The sequence below is a fragment of the Fusibacter bizertensis genome (assembly GCF_029914245.1).
GTDB classification, from domain to species: domain Bacteria; phylum Bacillota; class Clostridia; order Peptostreptococcales; family Acidaminobacteraceae; genus Fusibacter_C; species Fusibacter_C bizertensis.
Genome location: NZ_JARYZI010000003.1, coordinates 234,606 through 253,896, shown reverse-complemented (window position 1 = coordinate 253,896; position 19,291 = coordinate 234,606). Strand labels below are relative to the sequence as shown.

The 19,291-nt window shown below is 33.9% G+C and carries 24 protein-coding genes; 12 read left to right on the top strand and 12 right to left on the bottom strand.

The genetic code is table 11. The features are described 5' to 3' along the window. The first annotated feature begins 34 nt into the window (after positions 1–34). The 8 genes from QE109_RS06390 (at position 35) to QE109_RS06355 (ending at position 7,237) form a co-directional block, all read left to right on the top strand. Entirely contained in the window at positions 35–811 is a 777-nt protein-coding gene (locus QE109_RS06390) for an NYN domain-containing protein (protein ID WP_281093590.1), read from the top strand. A 61-nt stretch (positions 812–872) separates the two neighbouring features. Further along, entirely contained in the window at positions 873–1,655 is a 783-nt protein-coding gene (locus QE109_RS06385; RefSeq protein ID WP_281093589.1) for an EFR1 family ferrodoxin, read from the top strand. 3 nt (positions 1,656–1,658) lie between these two features. After that, a complete protein-coding gene (gene dapF, locus QE109_RS06380) occupies positions 1,659–2,465 on the top strand; it encodes a diaminopimelate epimerase (protein WP_281093588.1) in 807 nt (268 codons plus the stop codon). Between the two features lie 7 nt (positions 2,466–2,472). Then, positions 2,473–3,543: a magnesium/cobalt transporter CorA gene (gene corA / locus QE109_RS06375; RefSeq protein WP_281093587.1), complete on the top strand. Its 1,071-nt coding sequence runs from the start codon at positions 2,473–2,475 to the stop codon at positions 3,541–3,543. 7 nt (positions 3,544–3,550) lie between these two features. Continuing rightward, the gene (locus QE109_RS06370; protein ID WP_281093585.1) at positions 3,551–4,336 is read left to right on the top strand and encodes an NRDE family protein; all 786 of its coding nucleotides are present in this window, start codon (positions 3,551–3,553) and stop codon (positions 4,334–4,336) included. A 1-nt stretch (position 4,337) separates the two neighbouring features. Further along, positions 4,338–5,720 carry a Na+/H+ antiporter NhaC family protein gene (locus QE109_RS06365; RefSeq protein ID WP_281093584.1) on the top strand — a complete coding sequence of 461 codons (1,383 nt, stop codon included), beginning with the start codon at positions 4,338–4,340 and terminating at the stop codon, positions 5,718–5,720. A gap of 82 nt (positions 5,721–5,802) precedes the next feature. After that, positions 5,803–6,249, top strand: a complete 447-nt coding sequence (locus QE109_RS06360) for a MarR family winged helix-turn-helix transcriptional regulator (RefSeq protein ID WP_281093583.1) — start codon at positions 5,803–5,805, stop codon at positions 6,247–6,249. A gap of 142 nt (positions 6,250–6,391) precedes the next feature. Beyond that, a complete protein-coding gene (locus QE109_RS06355) occupies positions 6,392–7,237 on the top strand; it encodes a DegV family protein (RefSeq protein WP_281093582.1) in 846 nt (281 codons plus the stop codon). Positions 7,238–7,317: 80 nt separating this feature from the next. Here QE109_RS06355 and QE109_RS06350 read toward each other — a convergent pair whose 3' ends face one another. The 11 genes from QE109_RS06350 to QE109_RS06300 all read right to left on the bottom strand — a co-directional run bounded on the left by QE109_RS06350 (position 7,318) and on the right by QE109_RS06300 (position 14,063). Beyond that, positions 7,318–8,907 (bottom strand): complex I subunit 5 family protein, encoded by a 1,590-nt coding sequence (locus QE109_RS06350; RefSeq protein ID WP_281093581.1) that lies wholly within the window; start codon positions 8,905–8,907, stop codon positions 7,318–7,320. Next, the gene (locus tag QE109_RS06345) at positions 8,904–9,263 is read right to left on the bottom strand and encodes a sodium:proton antiporter (RefSeq protein WP_281093580.1); all 360 of its coding nucleotides are present in this window, start codon (positions 9,261–9,263) and stop codon (positions 8,904–8,906) included. Before QE109_RS06345 ends, QE109_RS06350 begins: the two co-directional genes overlap by 4 nt. Positions 9,264–9,265: 2 nt before the next feature. After that, positions 9,266–9,652 carry an MnhB domain-containing protein gene (locus tag QE109_RS06340; protein WP_281093579.1) on the bottom strand — a complete coding sequence of 129 codons (387 nt, stop codon included), beginning with the start codon at positions 9,650–9,652 and terminating at the stop codon, positions 9,266–9,268. Continuing rightward, positions 9,645–9,914, bottom strand: coding sequence for a hypothetical protein (locus tag QE109_RS06335; protein ID WP_281093578.1), 270 nt, complete (start codon positions 9,912–9,914; stop codon positions 9,645–9,647). The genes QE109_RS06340 and QE109_RS06335 overlap by 8 nt, the downstream gene beginning before the upstream one ends. Continuing rightward, on the bottom strand, positions 9,911–10,453 hold the full coding sequence (locus QE109_RS06330; protein ID WP_281093577.1) for a Na(+)/H(+) antiporter subunit B: 543 nt from the start codon (positions 10,451–10,453) through the stop codon (positions 9,911–9,913). Before QE109_RS06330 ends, QE109_RS06335 begins: the two co-directional genes overlap by 4 nt. 2 nt (positions 10,454–10,455) lie before the next feature. Then, a complete protein-coding gene (gene mnhG / locus QE109_RS06325) occupies positions 10,456–10,749 on the bottom strand; it encodes a monovalent cation/H(+) antiporter subunit G (RefSeq protein ID WP_281093576.1) in 294 nt (97 codons plus the stop codon). Further along, on the bottom strand, positions 10,749–11,000 hold the full coding sequence (locus QE109_RS06320; protein ID WP_281093575.1) for a monovalent cation/H+ antiporter complex subunit F: 252 nt from the start codon (positions 10,998–11,000) through the stop codon (positions 10,749–10,751). The genes mnhG and QE109_RS06320 overlap by 1 nt, the downstream gene beginning before the upstream one ends. Beyond that, on the bottom strand, positions 10,997–11,485 hold the full coding sequence (locus QE109_RS06315) for a Na+/H+ antiporter subunit E (protein WP_281093574.1): 489 nt from the start codon (positions 11,483–11,485) through the stop codon (positions 10,997–10,999). The genes QE109_RS06320 and QE109_RS06315 overlap by 4 nt, the downstream gene beginning before the upstream one ends. Positions 11,486–11,625: 140 nt before the next feature. Further along, positions 11,626–12,657: a M42 family metallopeptidase gene (locus QE109_RS06310; RefSeq protein ID WP_281093573.1), complete on the bottom strand. Its 1,032-nt coding sequence runs from the start codon at positions 12,655–12,657 to the stop codon at positions 11,626–11,628. A 54-nt stretch (positions 12,658–12,711) separates the two neighbouring features. Next, positions 12,712–13,338 carry a TlpA family protein disulfide reductase gene (locus tag QE109_RS06305; protein ID WP_281093572.1) on the bottom strand — a complete coding sequence of 209 codons (627 nt, stop codon included), beginning with the start codon at positions 13,336–13,338 and terminating at the stop codon, positions 12,712–12,714. A gap of 17 nt (positions 13,339–13,355) precedes the next feature. Then, positions 13,356–14,063 (bottom strand): cytochrome c biogenesis CcdA family protein, encoded by a 708-nt coding sequence (locus QE109_RS06300; RefSeq protein WP_281093571.1) that lies wholly within the window; start codon positions 14,061–14,063, stop codon positions 13,356–13,358. A 192-nt stretch (positions 14,064–14,255) separates the two neighbouring features. Here QE109_RS06300 and QE109_RS06295 point away from each other — a divergent pair, with 192 nt between their 5' ends. Further along, positions 14,256–14,423, top strand: coding sequence for a hypothetical protein (locus QE109_RS06295; RefSeq protein ID WP_281093570.1), 168 nt, complete (start codon positions 14,256–14,258; stop codon positions 14,421–14,423). Positions 14,424–14,426: 3 nt separating this feature from the next. Here the strand turns inward: QE109_RS06295 and QE109_RS06290 are convergent, their stop codons facing one another. Beyond that, a complete protein-coding gene (locus tag QE109_RS06290) occupies positions 14,427–15,710 on the bottom strand; it encodes a DNA integrity scanning protein DisA nucleotide-binding domain protein (RefSeq protein WP_281093569.1) in 1,284 nt (427 codons plus the stop codon). A gap of 305 nt (positions 15,711–16,015) precedes the next feature. Between QE109_RS06290 and QE109_RS06285 the strand changes: the two genes are divergently transcribed. From QE109_RS06285 to QE109_RS06275, 3 genes are all read left to right on the top strand, one after another. Then, complete coding sequence (locus QE109_RS06285; protein WP_281093568.1) at positions 16,016–17,185, top strand: HDOD domain-containing protein; 1,170 nt, start codon at positions 16,016–16,018, stop codon at positions 17,183–17,185. An 88-nt stretch (positions 17,186–17,273) separates the two neighbouring features. Beyond that, positions 17,274–18,017: a peptidylprolyl isomerase gene (locus tag QE109_RS06280; protein WP_281093567.1), complete on the top strand. Its 744-nt coding sequence runs from the start codon at positions 17,274–17,276 to the stop codon at positions 18,015–18,017. Positions 18,018–18,250: 233 nt separating this feature from the next. Beyond that, the gene (locus tag QE109_RS06275) at positions 18,251–19,210 is read left to right on the top strand and encodes a 3'-5' exoribonuclease YhaM family protein (RefSeq protein ID WP_281093566.1); all 960 of its coding nucleotides are present in this window, start codon (positions 18,251–18,253) and stop codon (positions 19,208–19,210) included. The last annotated feature ends 81 nt before the right edge of the window (positions 19,211–19,291 follow it).

Below are 19,291 nucleotides of genomic sequence, written 5' to 3'. Positions count from 1 at the left end.
AATATATGACTTAAACACCTATAAGGAGAATATTATGAACAATGATAGCAGAGAGCAACGTGATAGACGAATAGCTGTTTTAATCGATGCTGATAATGTTTCAGATAAATATATAAAATCAATTATTGATGAAGTTGCCAATCATGGCACACCAACTTATAAAAGGATATACGGCGATTGGACAAAGCCACAACTGGCATCGTGGAAAATAGTCTTGTTAAATCATTCAATTACGCCTATTCAACAATATAGCTATACTTCAGGGAAAAACGCTACAGATGCGGCATTAATCATTGATGCGATGGATATTTTATATTCACATAATGTTGATGGATTTTGCATCGTATCAAGTGACAGTGATTTCACTAAACTTGCTGCAAGGTTAAGAGAAGCAGGAATGTATGTACTTGGGATGGGGGAGAAAAAAACACCGACGCCTTTCATAGCAGCTTGTGAAAAATTTAAATATCTTGAAGTGCTCTCTGCAACTACACTTGATCGTCCAGAAGTGAATAAAGCAAAATCTGCAATTGTTCAAGAATCTAAAGCAGGTATGATTTCAAAAGATGAACTTATAGATGTTGTGAAAGCAATTATAAGTGAAATTTCTGATGATGATGGCTGGGCATTTTTGGGGGAACTTGGAAGTATGCTCAACAAAAGATACCCAGATTTTGACACTAGAAATTATGGATTTTCTAAGTTGACGCCACTTGTGTCTTCACTCAAACAGTTTGATATTCGATCGAGAAAAACCAATAATCCAAGTGTAAGTTTAAAATACATTCGCATAAAAGAAGCGATCAATTAGTAGCATAATATTGATTAAGTTGAATAGGTAACCACTAATTTACAAGATGATGGAGACAAAGATGAAGATTTTAGCACTATATTTTTCAGGAACTGGGAATACAAAGTTCGTAGTTGAAGAAATGAAGAATGCTTTTGTGAAACATGGAATTGATTTAGAACTTCTTAGTATTGAAGACTACACTGATGAAGATGCACTAAAGATCTCAGAAGCAGATTGTCTTCTATTTGCTAATCCCGTGTATGGTTCTATGGCGCCAATGATTATGTGGCGTTTTGTAAAACAAATTTGTCCATTGCTCGAAGACAAAAAAACAGCAGTAATCGTTACGCAATTGATGTTCTCAGGTGACGGTGGTGCTTATCTTGCTCGTATATTAAGAAGATGTCATGCTGAAATTATATCTATTGAGCACTTTTTCATGCCTTCAAATCTCGTAGATGTAAAGATGTTTAAAGTGAAAAATGATGCTGAAGCTATGAAAGTGGCAACAGTAACACGTCAAAGAGTGGAACTTTACTGTTCTGATTTTGCCAACAACATTATGAGAAAACGTGGAGATGGTGTTGGTTCACTTTTACTTGGTGCGATGCAACGGATTCCATTTTCAAAATGGGAGAAAAAATTGGCGGCTAATGTGAAAATCTCGGATTCACTCTGTATAAAGTGTGGTAAGTGTGCAGCGATTTGTCCGATGGATAATCTGCATCTCGTAGATGATAAAATTAAGCAAGATGGCAAATGTACACTTTGTTATCGCTGTGTGAATCAATGTCCACAAAAAGCGATAAGCATTATGTCAAAGAAAAAACCCACGGTACAGTATCAAGGTATAAAGAGGTGAAAAATGATAGAGTATCGAAAAATTCAAAGCAATGGCAATAATTTTTTACTATTAAATAATTTGTCGCTTAGCTATAGCTCTGCTGCATTATCAAAAATGGCAAAGAGAGATTGTGATGTTAAAAAGGGGATTGGTGCTGACGGTATATTGGCCATAGAACCTTCTGAAAAGAGTGATTTTAAGATGCGCATCATCAATGCCAACGGTTTTGAAAGTGAAATGTGTGGCAATGGTGCAAGATGTGTTGCCTTATATATGTTTGAACAAGGCAAAACAGGTTCGCAAATGAGTTTTGAAACATTAGCCGGTGAAATTCGGGCAAATGTAACTGGTAATACAGTTAAAATCACCATGGGGACCTATTCTATTAGTGGCATCAGTGAAGGTCATAAAGATGGAATAGGTTATCAGTTCATGCAACTTGGTGTACCGCATGTTGTGATTTTTCAGGAGGATAATCAAGTTTATTCTTTAGAGGAAATGAGAAAGGTTGGTAGAAATTTTGATACAGATCACGTGCTTTTTAGTAATGGGACCAATATTAATTTCGTAAAGAAGTTATCTGTAGATCAGATCGAAGTGATTACCTATGAACGTGGGGTTGAAGATATAACCGATTCTTGTGGGACGGGTTCATGTGCAAGTGCTGTTTTAGCCTCTAAACGATACAAGATGAACTCACCAGTTGATGTTAAAAACATTGGCGGGATTAATCGCGTTTACTTTATCGAAGAGGATCAACAAGTTGAAGTTTTTCTCGAAGGAAAAGTTTATTATTCCGGGTATATAAAGTGTGACCCTTTGAAGTGAGGACTATATGAAGCGTACAAAGTTAAACCTACCACCAGAATCAGTCATTTATACAGGTGATTACCCTAACAACATGACCCAAATTCAAGTTTTTGCATATGACAGTGAACATATGGCGTATGATGAATTCACTGACATTGACTTTGAATCAGAACTAGCAGAGTTGCTTGATTCAGATAAAAATATATGGATAAATGTCATTGGACTCAATCAAGTTGAAACGATTATCTCGCTTGGTGAGTTACTCGGTTTATCTCCTCTTGCAATAGAAGATATTGTTCATGTCGCACAGCGAAGTAAAATAGAGATTAATGCCCCGTATTTGTTTACAATTTTAAAAATGGTCTATCGTTCTAAGGATAGACTTGGAAATTTTGCTGGAGAAATAGTTCACGAACACCTTTCAATTGTTTTAACTGACAGAGCTGTTATTACTTTTCAAGAAAAAGATGATGATGTTTTTGATTTTATTCGTCAACGGCTAAAGCAAGGCAATGGAAGATTAAAAAGCTCGGGAGCAGATTATCTTTACTATGCAATAATTGATGCACTTGTGGATCATCAACTTGAGATTTTAACGGGTATGGGAGATCTAATAGATGCTTATGATCAAAACATTTTAGAAGATGAAAAGCTTGAACTGGACCAGTTGTTTAAGCTTAGAAAACAAATTTTGTTGATGCGTGCATCAGTGATGCCTTTTAAGGATATATTGATTGAGTTAAATGGACAACAGACCAATGAATGGATTTCGTCAGAAGTTAAAGTTTTTCTTAAAGATGTATCAGATCATGTAAATCATGTTAACGATCTTGTGGCACTTTATAGAGAAATGGTTAACAATATTTACGAGATGAACATGATGAATACAAGTAATCAGTTAAATCAAGTGATGTCTATACTCACTATTTTTTCAGCTATTTTCATACCACTCAACTTCATGACGGGTTTTTTTGGAATGAATTTCAAGTATTTCCCTGGTCTTGAAAGTACATTGGGAATTCCCGTGTTTTTAGCAACAGCGTTTTTAATTTTCGTAGGAATGATTTTATTTTTCAAGAAAAAAAAATGGTTTTGAGGTGACTATGTGTACACTTGCATTAGCATATAAGTACCATCCTAAATACCCGCTGATTTTTATAGGTAATCGCGATGAGTTTTATGCGAGACCGACCTTAGATGCTCATAAGCATGATGGCATTATATCAGGGGTTGATTTAGAAAAAGGTGGCACTTGGACCGGTATAACAGACAGTGGAAAATTCGGTTTTATTACCAATTACCGCGACTTTTCAAAACATGTATCAGATCCAAAATCTAGAGGGTTGTTGATCAATGAATATTTCAATTCTAACTGTTCACCATTGGATTTTTTGAAGACGCTTACTGAAAAAAAACTAAACTATGATCCTTTTAATTTAATCGTAGGTACGCTAGATGAATTAGGTTTTTATTCAAATATTGGCGATGAAATTAAATTACTTGCACCAGGACTTTATGGGTTAAGCAATGCATCATTAGATACCCCTTGGCCTAAAGTTGAGCGGATAAAAAAAGATTTAAGTGATTTTATAGAATCAAACCTAATGGCGTCAAAGTATAGTGATGAAATCCTGTATGAGTCTTTGTTTAAGATTTTAGAAAATAGAGCTATAGCCAATGATGATGAGCTTCCGGAAACGGGAATTGACTTGGAACTCGAAAGATCATTATCCTCATTGTTTATCGAACTTGATGCTTATGGTACAAGATATGAAACTGTGATATTAATAGATGAACAAAATAGTGTGTATTATTATGAAAAGGCACGACAAGAACAAGGTCGTTGGACTTTACAGAAAATAAAATTCAATATAAATTCGGGAGATTGACATGACAGAATATGAGCTTCCAAAGCGACTGGGTTTTATACTTGCAATTGTTTTTATATTGAGTGTGTTTACGTGTTTGTTTCTTGGTAAATCACTTATAATTGGATTGAGTATAACTTTAGGTTTTGCAGTATTATCAGTAAGAGCTAAGGGCGTTCCATTTAGAACTAGTTTAACGTGGATAGTGAGAGGCATTTGGAGTATTAAAGATATATACATGATCGTACTATTAATTGGTGTCAACGTTGCCATGTGGATTTCATCAGGGATTGTACCCGCGATGATTTATTACGGTTTTAACGTGGTTGATAAAGTCTATTTTCTACTTTTTGCATATTTAATGACAGCCTTAGTGGCTTTTTTTTTAGGGACCGGTTTAGGCACACTAAGTACTATTGGAGTTGCACTGTTTTCGCTTGGGATTTCTATAGGCATGCCACCAGGTATCCTAGTAGGAGCGCTAATATCTGGTGCATATGTAGCGGATCGTTTATCACCTATATCTGCACTTGTCAATTTCACACTTGAGACTGTAGATGTAAAATTTAATGCTTACTTTAAAAGTACAAGTAAAGTGATGATTCCAGCCGCTATTTTAGCAGGTTTTGTATATCTTATGTTAAGTTTAAAATACAAGAGTAATATTTCAGTAGATAGTATATTAGCTTATAAAGCGATAATTGATACCAATTTTATGGTCTCCCCTTTACTTTTTATAGTCCCTTTTTTTGTACTGATAGCGAGTTTTAAAGGAATTAGATCTGCACGGGTACTTGGAACAGGGATTTTTTTTGCCGCACTTATTACCATATTTGTACAAGGGAACAATGTTTTAGATACAGTTTCTTATATGCTGAATGGCTTTAAAAGTGGAGGAGAAGAGGGATTTTTAAAGTCTCTAGAGATAGGCGGTGCATTTGCAATGGTTGAAGTTGTGTTGATTATCATGGCAGGGATTTCAATGAGTACACTATATGAAAAATGTGGTTGGATTAATCCAATTATAAATTTAGTATCGTCTCACAGTACTAATCGCAAGAATGCTTTGGTTAATACAGGAATTTTATCTACTGTTTTGAACGCATTAACATGTGATCAAACAGTGGGCATTCTAGTTCCAGGCAGGTATTTAAAAACCTTTTTTAAAAAATTTAATTATGACGACGTGACTTTGGCACAAATAATTGCCAACACAGGAACGGCTTTAGCACCTTTGATGCCTTGGAATGTAAATGCAATAATAATACTTGCAATAACCGGTGTGAGTGCTATGCAATATGCGCCATTTGCTTTTCTCAACTGGTTTACATTTCCAGCTGCAATTATCTTAACAAGTGGTTCGTTCCAGACCTATAAGAATATAAAATCTAACCCTATAAAATAGGAAAGTGACTGCCTTGACAGGTTTTTCACGGTAGCGTATACTTATGTATATACTTTGAAAGTCAAACTATTTTGAGGTGCCAATGAATTCTAAGAAAGAAGTGATGAACCATTTACTGGTGACTCTGTTTAATCAAATACTCAATATTGAGGAAAAAGCACTGAAAAAGGGTCCATATAACAATTTAACCATTAACGAATTACATGTGATTGATGCTATTGGTATTGATCATGTACATCCTATGTCAATAATTGCTAGTAAGTTAGATGTGACTGTAGGGACTTTAACCATTGCGATGAATAATCTTGTAAAGAAAGGTTATGCGACAAGAGTTCGCAGTGAAGAAGACCGTAGAGTTGTGCTGGTGGGGTTAACAACTATTGGTGTAGAAGCATATGAGCATCACAGAGAGTTTCATGAAGATATGATAACATATACGGTTTCCGCCATGAATGATAAAGAAAGTGATGTCCTCATAGAGGCGTTAACAAAAATTACAGAGTATTTTAATAACAAATACCTTGATTAATGAGGTATTTATTTGTAAAATATAGTTTGAAATTCAAAATAATCGTATCTCAAAGCAAAATGCGATGTTAGATAGAATACTATGTAACTGATGCATTGATTAATCAAAGCCAGTGAATCTAGGCGTTCATAGGAGAAAAAATATGAAAATCACACTCATTACAGATAGTACTTGCGACTTACAACCAGATAAGCTTGCTACTTTAGGCATACAATTTGCGCCACTGAAAGTTTTGTTTAAAGAGAAAGAGTATATCGATAAAATCGATATAACTAATCCAGAGTTTTATGGAATGATGCGTCAAACCAAAGAGTTACCAACAACTTCACAAGTAAATCCGGGAGAGTTTTACGAACTGTTCTCGCAGGAATTAACTAAAGGTAATCAGGTCGTTGGTATTTTTTTATCATCAGATCTAAGCGGTACTTATAATTCAGCGGTGGTTGCAAAAGAGATGCTTGGAAATGAAGGTATTCATTTAATTGATAGTCGTACAGTGAGTTTTGCGCTTGGATTGATTGTAATTAAGGTTCAAGAAAAAATTGATTCTGGTGCATCGATAGAGGAAATCTTGACACTTAGTAGAGAACTAGTAGCGCATTCACAACTTTATGGTATGCTTGATACACTAGATAATTTAAAAAAAGGTGGAAGATTGTCTTCAGGGACAGCTATGATTGGTAAGATGCTGAATCTCAAACCAATTATAGAAGTTCAAAATGGACTGGTTAATGTTGCTGAAAAAGCAAGGGGATCAAGAAAAGGGTTAGCATGGATGGTGGAACAAGTTACCAATCATTATCCAGATGGTAAAATAGATGAACTTGCGATTGCACATGCCAATAATGCAGATAAATTGGCTGATATTAAGCAGCTATTACTCGAAAGATTTGAAATAGGTAAAATTCACGAAGTAGAAATTGGTTCAGTAGTTGGAACACATGCTGGAGAAGGTGCAGTAGGAGTAACTTTTTTCAGAACGAAGTAATTTAGAAATCAATGCATTTGAATATTAAAATTCAAAAGGAGCCAGTCATAAAAATTTGACTAGCTCCTTTTAATATTATCTTAGTTCATATTAAGATAAGCAATTGTAAAAATAAAAAAAGATACAATCGCAATATTGATTGAGTTAAAAGACAATTCAACTTTTCTCAATTTTTTAAGGAGAGCATTATTTTTTATAAGCGTAAAGTAAATTATAAAGCAGAATGAATAACTTAAAAGATAACTTGGTAATTTGCTAATTTGCTTAGAAAAAGACAACACCAAATCTTGGTTGAGAAGATTGACGTTGATAAAGCTTCCTCCGGTACCTAAGAGAACACATGTGAGTGCTAAAGTAATAAGAGCAGTAAATTCGGTTTTTCTAATCTTAAAGAAGTTTACTTCGTGAGTTGGTCTTTTGAAAATTAACAATATAAATTTGATAAATGAAGTCATTGTTCCTAAATTAATGAGCTGAAGTAAAAAAAGTTCTGTCCAATTATAACGTCCATAAGCGATAAAGTATTTTGAGAAACCACCACTAAAAAATGGTGCACCTGTGATGCTAAATACAGCAACCAACAGTATGACAGAGAGTGGTTTGGATAACCACCAAAGGCCACGCATATCACCAATTTTGCGCGTCTCAAAGCGATAAATTAAGACGCCTGCGATTATAAAGAATAGTGACTTAAAAACACCATGACTCAAGACGTGATAGAGTCCACCCATTTGATTGATGTTATTACCACCAAAACCAATAAGCATCAAGCCAACTTGAGAAATCGTGTGATAAGCGAGGATCAATTTAATGTCAGTCTGTGCAATGGCGAAAATAAAACCAGCGATAGCAGTTAAGTAACCAATTGCCGATATAAGTGGAACAACATCAATAGCACTAGAATACATGAACTGAATTCTCAGCAGTAGGTATATGCCTATCTTAACAAAAATTCCTGATAAGACTGCGGAAACTATAGAGGGTGCACTAGCTGTACCATGAGCTTTGGGTAACCAACTGAAAAGTGGTAACACTGCAGCCTTTAAGCTTACACCTGTAAATAAAAAGGCAAAGGAGAGATTGAGATATTTTGGCTCATCAATCAACATGATTTTATCCTTGATCGTCTCGAAGTCTAATACTCCGACAGTCTTATACAGTATCCCTATACCAAATAAGAAAAAAGTCATGGCTATCATATTTACGGTTAAATAAAGCATACCATCATACATAGACTGTTTATCTTTTTTGTACATAATGAGGATTGATACGGTAATTGTAGCTACTTCAATTAAGATGTAGACGTTAAAAATATCTGTCGACAGAAATAGACCGTTTATCAATCCTTGTAAACTCAAAAATAGAAACGTAAAAAGGCGGTCCATGTATTTTTTCTTACTGCTAAAAAGCATTAGACTAAAAAATAAGAAGTTGTTAAGTAAGATGAAAACTTTAGAAATTTCATCTAATTTTAACTTCATCCCAAACGGAGGCGGGATATCTAAAAGCATGAGTTCCATGTGAGGTGCTCTTAATAGAGCTATCGTAATTAAGATAAATCCCAATTGCATAACCATAGCGAGCCATTTGAAAAAAGTACGATTAAAAATATACCCGAGTAATCCTATAAAAATTGGTGCTATAACAAATGCATATAATAGTAATGTCAATCAATTTCACCTCGTTTCTTTTTCACCTTATTCCAGTTAGTTGTTCCGTATTTGTGAAACATAGAAACGAACATCGTCAAGCAAACTGCAGTTACAGAAACGCCAATAACCACAGCAGTAATCATAAGCGCTTGAGGTATTGGATCAGCAACGTGTTTAAATTGATCTAAGTTTTGTCCTATCGGTGGTATTGAACCACTTTCAAAAGATGAAGATAAAAAGTATAAAATTGCAGCGGCTTGCATAAGTGACATACTGATAATTGTCTTCAAAATATTGCGTCTTGCACAAAGCCCATATACACCTATAAAAAAGATACATATGCTTACATTTTCGCCATTGAGATATTCTTTCATTGTCACCTCGATTCATAAAATGCAAATCTATAGAAAATAATCGTCATGCCACAGGCAACTTTTAATCCGATTATTATATTGGCGAGTACCATGTAGTAAACAAGACTATGAACAAATAGTTGATACACATTAAGTGTGATAAATAAAGTTGCGAGAATCAAAAGACTTAATAATGCATATTTTTCAATTGTTTGTATTCTATATAAGTCTAAAAACATGATTGGCTGACTCAAGTATTTAGCGATAAATACAGAGCTGAGAACAGCACCTCCTTGAAAACCACCACCTGGTGAAATATGACCATTGAGGACAATGTAGATCCCAAAGAGAATCACAAATGGGTAAATAATGCCCATTGTTCTATTGAGTAATTGGGAATGATCATTCATCGTATTTATCTCCTTCATGAACTGACATATAGATTACTGCTATGATGCTGAACAAGAGCATTAGTGCTTCGAAGAGTGTATCATAGTATCTATAAAACAAGTAAACAGCTGTAACCACATTTTCTGAACCTGTCTTTGAATAAGTGTTTTTTATTAAATAGTCGGCGATAGGTTTGACGTTTAGAGCAGGTATCGCGTTGGATTGATAAACAACGACTATCCCAACGAAAAAAATAAATAGGCCAATATATTTTCGTCTCATAGAATATCCTCCTCAACTTTTACAAATTCATAATGGTATCTTGGATGTACTTCTATTTCAAGAAAACTTTTAAGGGCATCAAATTTATAGTTTTCAGGGTGAGCATATATAACAAGTGTATTTTCCTTCTCTTCTAAGATTAAAGCATATTGATGTTGTTCCATAATAAATTTAATATCTTCAGTAGAGTAGATAATTTGAGTTTCTAGTTCTTGTTTAGAACAAAACTTTTCAAGTGACTTGATTAATTGTTGTTTATGAAGTGACATAGTAGCATGTTCATCTAATTCAGTACTTTGTAGTTTATAATAAATAGTATAAATTTTATATTTTTGTAGTGCAACGATATATAATATCGTAGAAATAGTTGAACCAATAATTGCTTCTGCAAGTGCAACGTCAGGTGCGCTATAGAGCAAATACACAAAAGAAATTGCCAATGAAAACAAACCTAGATAAATTACAGCTTGTCTCATGTATCGCGTTTGAATCGCTGCAATAGAAGTGATAATTAACAAAAGCAAAGCAATTTCTAACATAGTTACTCCTTTCCGATTTTGTAGCCGCTAATTTTAGCTGAACGCACAATAGAATGTGTGATCATTGGATTTATAAGCATATTTACAATCAAGATAACGATTACTTTTAGTGTGAAAAAATTGAAACCACTTTTTAAAATAACACCGAGAATAATGGTGATAAAACCAACTGTATCAACTTTTGAAGCAGCCAATGCCCGAGCGTAAAAATTATTAAACCTATAAATTCCAATTACGCCTATGCTTACAAATATAACACCAATGACGATGACAATTGAACCGATAAGATCTAGCATTAGAATCGCCCCTTTCTTTGAATGAATAAGGCAATAAATATAATGCCCATAAAACTAAGTAGCGCATACACAAGTGCAAGATCTAAAATAAAAGTTTGCTTTCGAACAAGTGCTACTAAAATAATAAGCATCATTAGCTTAGACGTGACAAGATTAAGTCCCAATAATCGATCCCATAAAGATGGTCCAATCAATATCCTTATGGCACTAATTACAGTGAGGATAACTAAGATAGCTATAATAAGTGTCATAAGCCCTCCTTGATTTTTTTTTCGATTCGCCCTTTAATCTTTATTCCTGCCATAGTAGGCTGGGTAGTTGAAGGGTTGATCCACAGAACTTGTAAACTATGTCCTTGAACATCTACAGTAATCGTTCCAGGTGTCAAAGTAATTGAGTTTGCAAGTATAACAATATCTAAGTTAGATTCTAATTCTGTATAGATATCAACAAATCCTGGATTTGCTTTTCCACTGATAATATATGGGATAATGGAAAATCCAGATTTATAGATTTCGAAAAACATAAACAACGAATATCTTAGTATTTTGAAAATATTGAATGGATAAAAAGTATAAAAAGAATCGTCAACCAAGTATTTTTCAGAAAAATAAATACTAAAAACAGAGAAGAAAAAACCGCTTAAGATGATAATAATAGATATTTTTTCGAAAAATATCACCCAAAGAGTTGTTAAAAGTAGAGCGAGTTGAAGGTAGTAGATTCTTTTGCGCATAATTTCTCCTTTCAAATTGTGTCATATAAAACATGATATAAAACATTTTAATATTTATACCCACAGAATAATTATCACAATCAAAAAAAGAGACCGATTTACAGAAAAATTTCTGATAAAAGGTCTCTTAATCTATTTAGTTATTTTGATATAATATAATGATATACCAGTTGCATTGTATTCTCTAGCGCTTGGTAATGTGTACGCTCCATACCGTGGGAAGCGTGAACTCCTGGTCCAATCAAAGCACCTTTAAGGTTGTTGCCAGCTCTAAGTGCTGCACTTACATCCGACCCATAATAAGGGTAGATATCAACCGCATACTTAAGTGAATTAGCTTTTGCAAGGGTCATCAATTTACTTGTAAAATCATAATCATAAGGTCCACTTGAATCCTTTGCACAAATAGAAACATCATACTCAGTACAAGATAAATCTTCGCCTATACAACCCATATCAACAGCTAAGAGTTCCTCTATATCATTTGGAATATGTGCTGCCCCATGACCGACTTCTTCATAAGACGAAATAACAACTTTAGTCGTGTATTGTGGTTTTATATCATGAGTTGATAGATACTCTAAAACGCCAAAGATACAAGCAACAGAGGCTTTGTCATCTAGAAAACGAGATTTTACAAAGTCGTTGACCAAAGTAGTTTTTGGATCGATACAGATAAAATCACCTACCTGTAAGCCCAATTTTAATACATCATCTTTCGATTTCACTACCGCGTCTAATCTCACTTCCATATTTTCAGGTGTTCTAGGTAATGTGGAGCTCTCTTTGTGAACATGCATCGCTGCAGCATTACTTATGAAAGTCCCCGTAAAGGATTCGCCTTCTCTTGTATAGAGTGTACAGTATTCACTGTCGAGTGTCGGAACAATAGGTCCTCCAACTAATGAGAATTTAATCGCCCCAGATGAAGAAATACTTCTAATCATAGCACCTAACGTATCTACATGTGCAGATAGTCCTATTGTTTTAGATGAATCAATACCATCAACCGTGATAACACCGTTGCCTTTATGCGTATACTCAAAGGTATAGCCTAAAGCTAGTGCTTGTTGTTCAATTAACTGCATCACTTTCTTGGTATAACCAGAAGGACTGTCAGTTTTTAATATGTTGCTTAGAAAATCCCAAAAATATGATTTATTGATTTGCATGTAATTCTCCCTTCGAAGTTTTTCACGACAATACATGAATATGCTCTATAACTATTATTGCCTGTCTTTCATGATTTCGTCAATAGCTTCTAAGATAGAATCTATAGTATTTTGTTCTAACATACCTGGATAGAGATAAAAATATTCAAAATCTGGCCCTAAAAAGAGCGACGTTGGAAAACCTGTAACACCAAACATGCTGGCTAATTCACCTTTTTCATCAAGAAAAATAGGCATTTGATAACCGTGTTCGTCGATATAATCTTGAACAGTTTTTTGATCTTCATTGACACTAATAGCAAGTACTGTGACATCATCTCTTTTATCAAGTTCATCTAAAAGTGGCATTTCTTCAATACAATATTTACACCAAGTTGCCCAAAAGTTTATAACGATAAGTTGTCCTTCATAAGCAGAAAGAGATGTTTCTTCACCACCAAGTGTTGTTAGTTTGAAGTCTGGTATATAATACGGTTCTGGTTCAGTGGTTGTCTCAACTGTATTATCAGAGGTACTTTGATTGGTGGTTTCAGCGCCGCTTGTACTTTCTGGTTTCAAAGTAACTTGCTGATCCGTTTGATCTGATCCACAAGCAGAAAAAAGAAATAAGACAGAAATTACTCCAAAAAGTATTATAAATGATTTGAATTTTGATTTTTTTGTCAATTTTGATAAATGCATAATCCCTCCGTTGATAACTAACTTGTTAAATCGATTAACCAGTTTGCGATGATATACATTTTATCAGTAAAAATCAGCAAACCAATGATCATTAGAAAAACGCCAGCTATCCTATTTAGTATTTTCGAGTATTTGGTTAAACTTGCGACTTTTTGATCAAAGAAATTCAAGAAAATCGATGTTAATAGAAATGGCACTGCCATACCCATTGAGTACGTAAATAAGTACTTTACACCCTCTGCCACGTTCTTACTGATTGCAGCAGTAGATGCGAGAATTGCGCCTAATATAGGACCAAAGCATGGTGTCCAACCAAAAGCAAAAGCCATTCCTATTGCAATTGAAGATACAAAAGTTACATTGCTTCGTGCAGTCCTTTTGCGATAATCTTTGGACATAAATGGAAGTTTTATTAAGCCTGTCATATATACACCAAAGAAAATAATGACTAGACCACTTATTTTTCCAAGAATAGCTTTGTTTTGAGCAAACAAGCGACCAATAAAACTTGCTGAGACGCCTAAAATCATAAAGACTATGGTAAAACCTAAGATGAAACCAAGCGTCTGAATAATTGCTCTTTTTCTTTTTTTAGCAATATCTGCTGTATCAAATGATCCCGTTAAATACATAATATAGGCTGGTACTAACGGGAGCAAACACGGCGAAAAAAAAGAGAGAAAGCCCGCGGTGAAGGCTGTCCAATAATTTACTTGAAATAACATTTCTCACCTCATATAATCATAGTAGTAATATTATACCCCATAGGGGAGGGGGAATCAATTTAAGTTATTGTATTAACAAGACTTTGTTTCAAACGGTTTCATCATAAAAAGAACTGGAAAAAAGAAACAATTTAAAGTACAATTAGTGTAATAAAAGCTAAGAAGTCTAAAGAAAGATTTGGAGGAGCTAGAGTGGGAGATTACAAGTTAACTAGAAGAGGGTTGTTAAGTGTACTGCTATTGCTGGTTTTAGCTGTATTTTCGTTGGTTAAGGGATCCATATACTTAGCTGTTTTTACTTTTGTTTTTTGTTGCATTATACTAGCAATTACTTTATACGAAGTACTGATCAATCGATAAAAATTAGAAGAGAAAATGAGACACCATATCGACATCACCATCTTCAGATATAACTACAGCAAAACAATTTGAGTAATTTGGTGTTTTATTAATGGTTTCGACATATCGAATGGCAGAGTTATAACGTGCACCTCTAGAAGGGTCTCCTTTTTCAGTTGCAATACCATCTAATATAACACCTATGCCATGGCAAGTGCCATCTAAGTCCATTAAAACAGCACCATCTATACTGGTAATAGAGCGAATTATTGAAGGGGATAAACTCAAGGCATCAATTAAAAAACCTTGATTTCTCAACCTGAATGCTTCGCTTCTTGCATTTTTTGACACAACGATAATAGTACCTTTAGGTTGTTTTAAGGCTTCCAAAATTAGACGATATAGATTTAAAACTTTTTTCGATTCAATCGCTTGAAAAACCTTTTTTAACTCGGTACTAAAACTAAAGAAGCTGACTTTAGGTTTAGGGATAAAAACCTCTTCATGGGTAATTTGCATTAGTTTGTTACCATTGTAGGTGAGTTGCCATGAAAAATAATTATTGAACTCAATTGTAAAAAAATGATTTATTGAATCATGTAAAGGTTTGAATTCAACGGTATTGTGAAGATACTCTCCATCGGAAACCAAATAGACTTCAGAATTGCTTAATTCCAAAATTTTACGGATATGCCTTGTGTTAGAGAGCGGGATCTTTGTTTCAAAATGAACCATAGGTTTCAAAATGTGCTGTGATGCAAGTGCTTGTGAAGCTTGTGTATTAAGTAGCAGTATTTTACCATCACTAAAAGATTTTTCATAACTTAGAGATGATATCTTATTAAATTTTTCGAAAGGATTAATGGCATGTTCATTTTGTAAAATATGTTGAAGCAATCGCTTACCTGATTGCTTAAGTAAGTCGGAGTAGTGGCGTTCATGAATCTCTTCATTAAGTATTAAGCCTTGTACACATTCATTGATATACGAAAGTGTTTCGTATATAATGGTATCTAATAGCGAACGAAATTCAATCTCCAATACTTCGGGGATTTTATAGTAGATGTCCATAGATTTTGAATCAAATTGTAGAGCAAACTGATATCTCTTGCTGGAATACTCAAACAACTCACTAAGATAAATGTTATACTTTTCGGTGTTCATGATGTTTTTAACAAAGTCGGATTGCATATTGCTTTCATCAATAAGGTGTAGTTGTGGTACCATTTCTTCATCAATTTTTCGAAATAAAGCAAAACAATAGCCATCTAAGTACAGATGTAGCTTTGTTAAATCAGCAAAAAACATAAGTCACCATCCTCGTAAAAAGCTTTGTTATATATTTATAGCCATTGTTTTCTTAAAATAACAAAAAAAAATACTAGAGATGGCACTCTAGTATAAGGAATGACAGGAACAATCTGGCTTAGTTTGAAATGTATCATAGGGATTTTCAGAGGGAGGTACATTCCATAAGCTTCGATTGTCTTTCATTAATAACAATTTTAGCATAAATATCAACTCAATTTCAACTGCAATCAATAAATTTGTGAATATAAATCTTCACAGGGTATATAAACTTACGAATAAATTAGAAAGAGGATAATACTAGCATGTATTCAGTCTTAATTATTTCAAAGGATAACGAATATGTTAGAAACGTTGAATATAAAATTTCATCTCAACAATACACTTTATCGCATACTGTGGATTTAGTTGATGCACTCAGTTTAATGGAAGGTCAGGATGTAGATATTGTTATAGTCGATTCAGAGAGTGAAGAATCGGATAAAGCGATATTGACACATTTAAAGAATGCCTATCCTAAGGTCATTAGATTTTGCGTATCGAGTATTCAGTCGAATTCTGATCATTATTTACCAAAGAAAATGAATAATTCCCAGATTCAATGTAATAAAAACATCTCAATTGATGAACTATTTTCTTTAATTGAAAAAGTACTTGAGATTGATGCAAAAGTTAAGGATAAGGATCTTGTAAACCTGATGTCTAATTTAAAGCATCTTCCTACTGTACCCCAAGTTTACAATCAGATGACTAATATGATCATGAACAATGCTTCAGTTGAAGAAATTGCCAATAAACTCGAAGAAGATCCTGCCATTACTTCCAATATTCTCAAACTAGCAAATACAGCTTTTTACAATGCAAAAACAGGCTCGATTCGTCAAGCCATTATGTATATTGGATTAATTAATGTTAAGAATATTATCTTAACTAATGCGGTGTTTGGAAACGATGGACTTGATCCTAAGACGAGAGATTTACACTGGGAACACGTTATGAAAACCAATAAAATCTTAAATGCTTTTTATATAGAAGTTTTAGGCAAAAAGTTAAACAATAACATTTCTTCAGTGGGACTTTTACATGATATCGGCAGTATTGTACTTATGAGTAATTTTCCCAAGAAATTTGATGGAATAGTAAAAGCAGTGCAAGAAAATTCGACGTTAAGATTCCATGATCTGGAGGAAGAAACATTTGGATTCAACCATGAGCAATTGGGGGGACATTTACTTGATTTATGGGGATTACCTTATCCTGTTATCGAAGCCGCTCTTTTTCATCATGATCCACTGAACCCTAAACTCATTAATCAAGAACTTGTAAAATCCGTTCATTTGGCGAATTATTATGCTTGGAAGTCAATCAATTATACAAAGTATGATAATTATCTCGTTGAGGAAGTTTTTGAAAGTTTGGGGATCACAAAACTAGAATTTGAGAACTTTTTTAATGGTTTTATAAAAAAAATATAGTAGACCATATGGTCATCTTCGGATAATTTTGATAATATTATCCTCAGGTGACCTTTTTAAAGCACCTAAACATGAAGGGAGTAATAATATGTCAAACAAAGTTTTAGCAAAAGTTAATGGTAGAGAGATCACAGAAGGTGAGTTGAATTCATTTTATCAAACGCTTGGACAACAAATCCAAGGTCAATTTCAAGGAGAGCAAGGTAGAAGCAGACTTTTAGATGAGTTGATCTACCAAGAACTTTTCTATGCAGAAGCTGTGGAAAGTAAACTTGAAGAAACTGAAGCGTTCCAAATAGAGCTTAACAAAATGAAAGAAAGCTTATTAAAACAATTTAACATCAAAGAACTTGTTGATGGCGTTTCAGTTGAGCCAAGTGAGATTGAAGCTTTTTACGCTGAAAATCCTCAGTTTTTCCAAGGTCAAGAACAAGTTCAGGCATCACATATACTTGTAGATACTGAAGAAGAAGCAACTAATATTTTAGCTGAGATTAAAGGTGGACTTACATTTGAAGAAGCAGCAACTAAGTATTCTAAATGTCCTTCAAAAGAACAAGGTGGCGATTTGGGTCTTTTCCAAAGAGGACAAATGGTACCTGAATTCGAAGAAGCAGCATTTGCTATGAAATTAAATGAAATGTCGTTACCTGTACAAACTCAATTTGGTTACCACATCATCTTAAAAACAGGTGAGCAAGCTGCTGAAACACAATCATTTGAAGCAGTAAAAGATCAAATTAGACATCAATTATTAATTCAAAAACAAAATTCAGCTTATATTACTAAAGTTGAAGCTTTAAAAGAAAAATATACTGTTGAAAGATTATAATATCTTTTTTATAGTTTAAGTATGTTGATGACTCAATTATATTTAAATCAGATATAACTCAAATGAGCACCGATTTATGTTGTGTAAAACATAAACTGGTGCTCGTTGTTTATCTAGACCTTAAAACAAGTTGATTGAAAGGATTTATGTTGATAGCATGGTTTTAATCATGAATATGTATTATAATGGTAAAATAACTTTAACCATAAAACAAACTAAAAGGAGTGAAATCATTGTTAATAAAGGACTTTAAAATTGGCGAAGAAATAATGGGATTTTATTTAGTCAAAGCAAAAAATGTGAAAACTTCAAGTGCCAACAAACCCTATATTGATTTTACACTTCAAGATATTACCGGAGAAGTAAATGCTAAATTATGGGACGTAAAAGGTGATGTTGAAAGCATATATAATCCAGGTGAAGTTGTAAAAATACAAGCGAGTGTAACACAATGGCAGCAGTCTGTTCAACTGAAACTCATCAAAATCAGGGGCATCTTACCGGAAGATGAAATCGACTACAATCAATTTGTTCCAACTGCACCTATAGAGGCAAGTGCTATGCTGGAAGAAATTCTTACTTTTGTAGATGAGATGAAGTCAAATGAAATTAAGTTGTTGGTAAAATCTTTGATTGAAGATTATCGTGAGCAATTGATGTATTATCCTGCTGCAAAGTCGAATCATCATGCAATTAAATCAGGGTTACTATATCATATTTTGAGAATGCTTCGCTCTGGGAAAGCGTTAGGTGGGATTTATAAAAACATCAATTTAGATTTAGTTTATGCAGGCGTTATATTACACGACATAGAAAAAATCAATGAAATGGATGCCACTGAAGTTGGTGTAGTAGAGGGGTACTCAAAAGAAGGTCAGCTGTTAGGACATATTATCATGGGGATTAAGCGAATAGATAAAAAATCTGAGATGTTGGGGATTGATCCTGAGATTTCATTGCTGATTCAACACATGATTTTATCGCATCATTATGAAGCTGAATATGGGAGTCCTAAAAAGCCGTTGATTCCAGAAGCAGAACTTCTTCATTATCTAGACATGATTGATGCACGTATGTATGATATGAATAAAGCGTTAAGAGACATTGATGAAGAGCAATTTACAGATCCTATTTTTGTACTTGATCGTAGAAAACTATACAAATCAAAATACAGTGCGAGTGAATCATACTAGTAAAGCTTGAGTTTAGTTAAAAATTTATGGGGATATAGCCCGCTAATTCTGTTACAAGCAAATTGTGACTAAAAAAAAGAC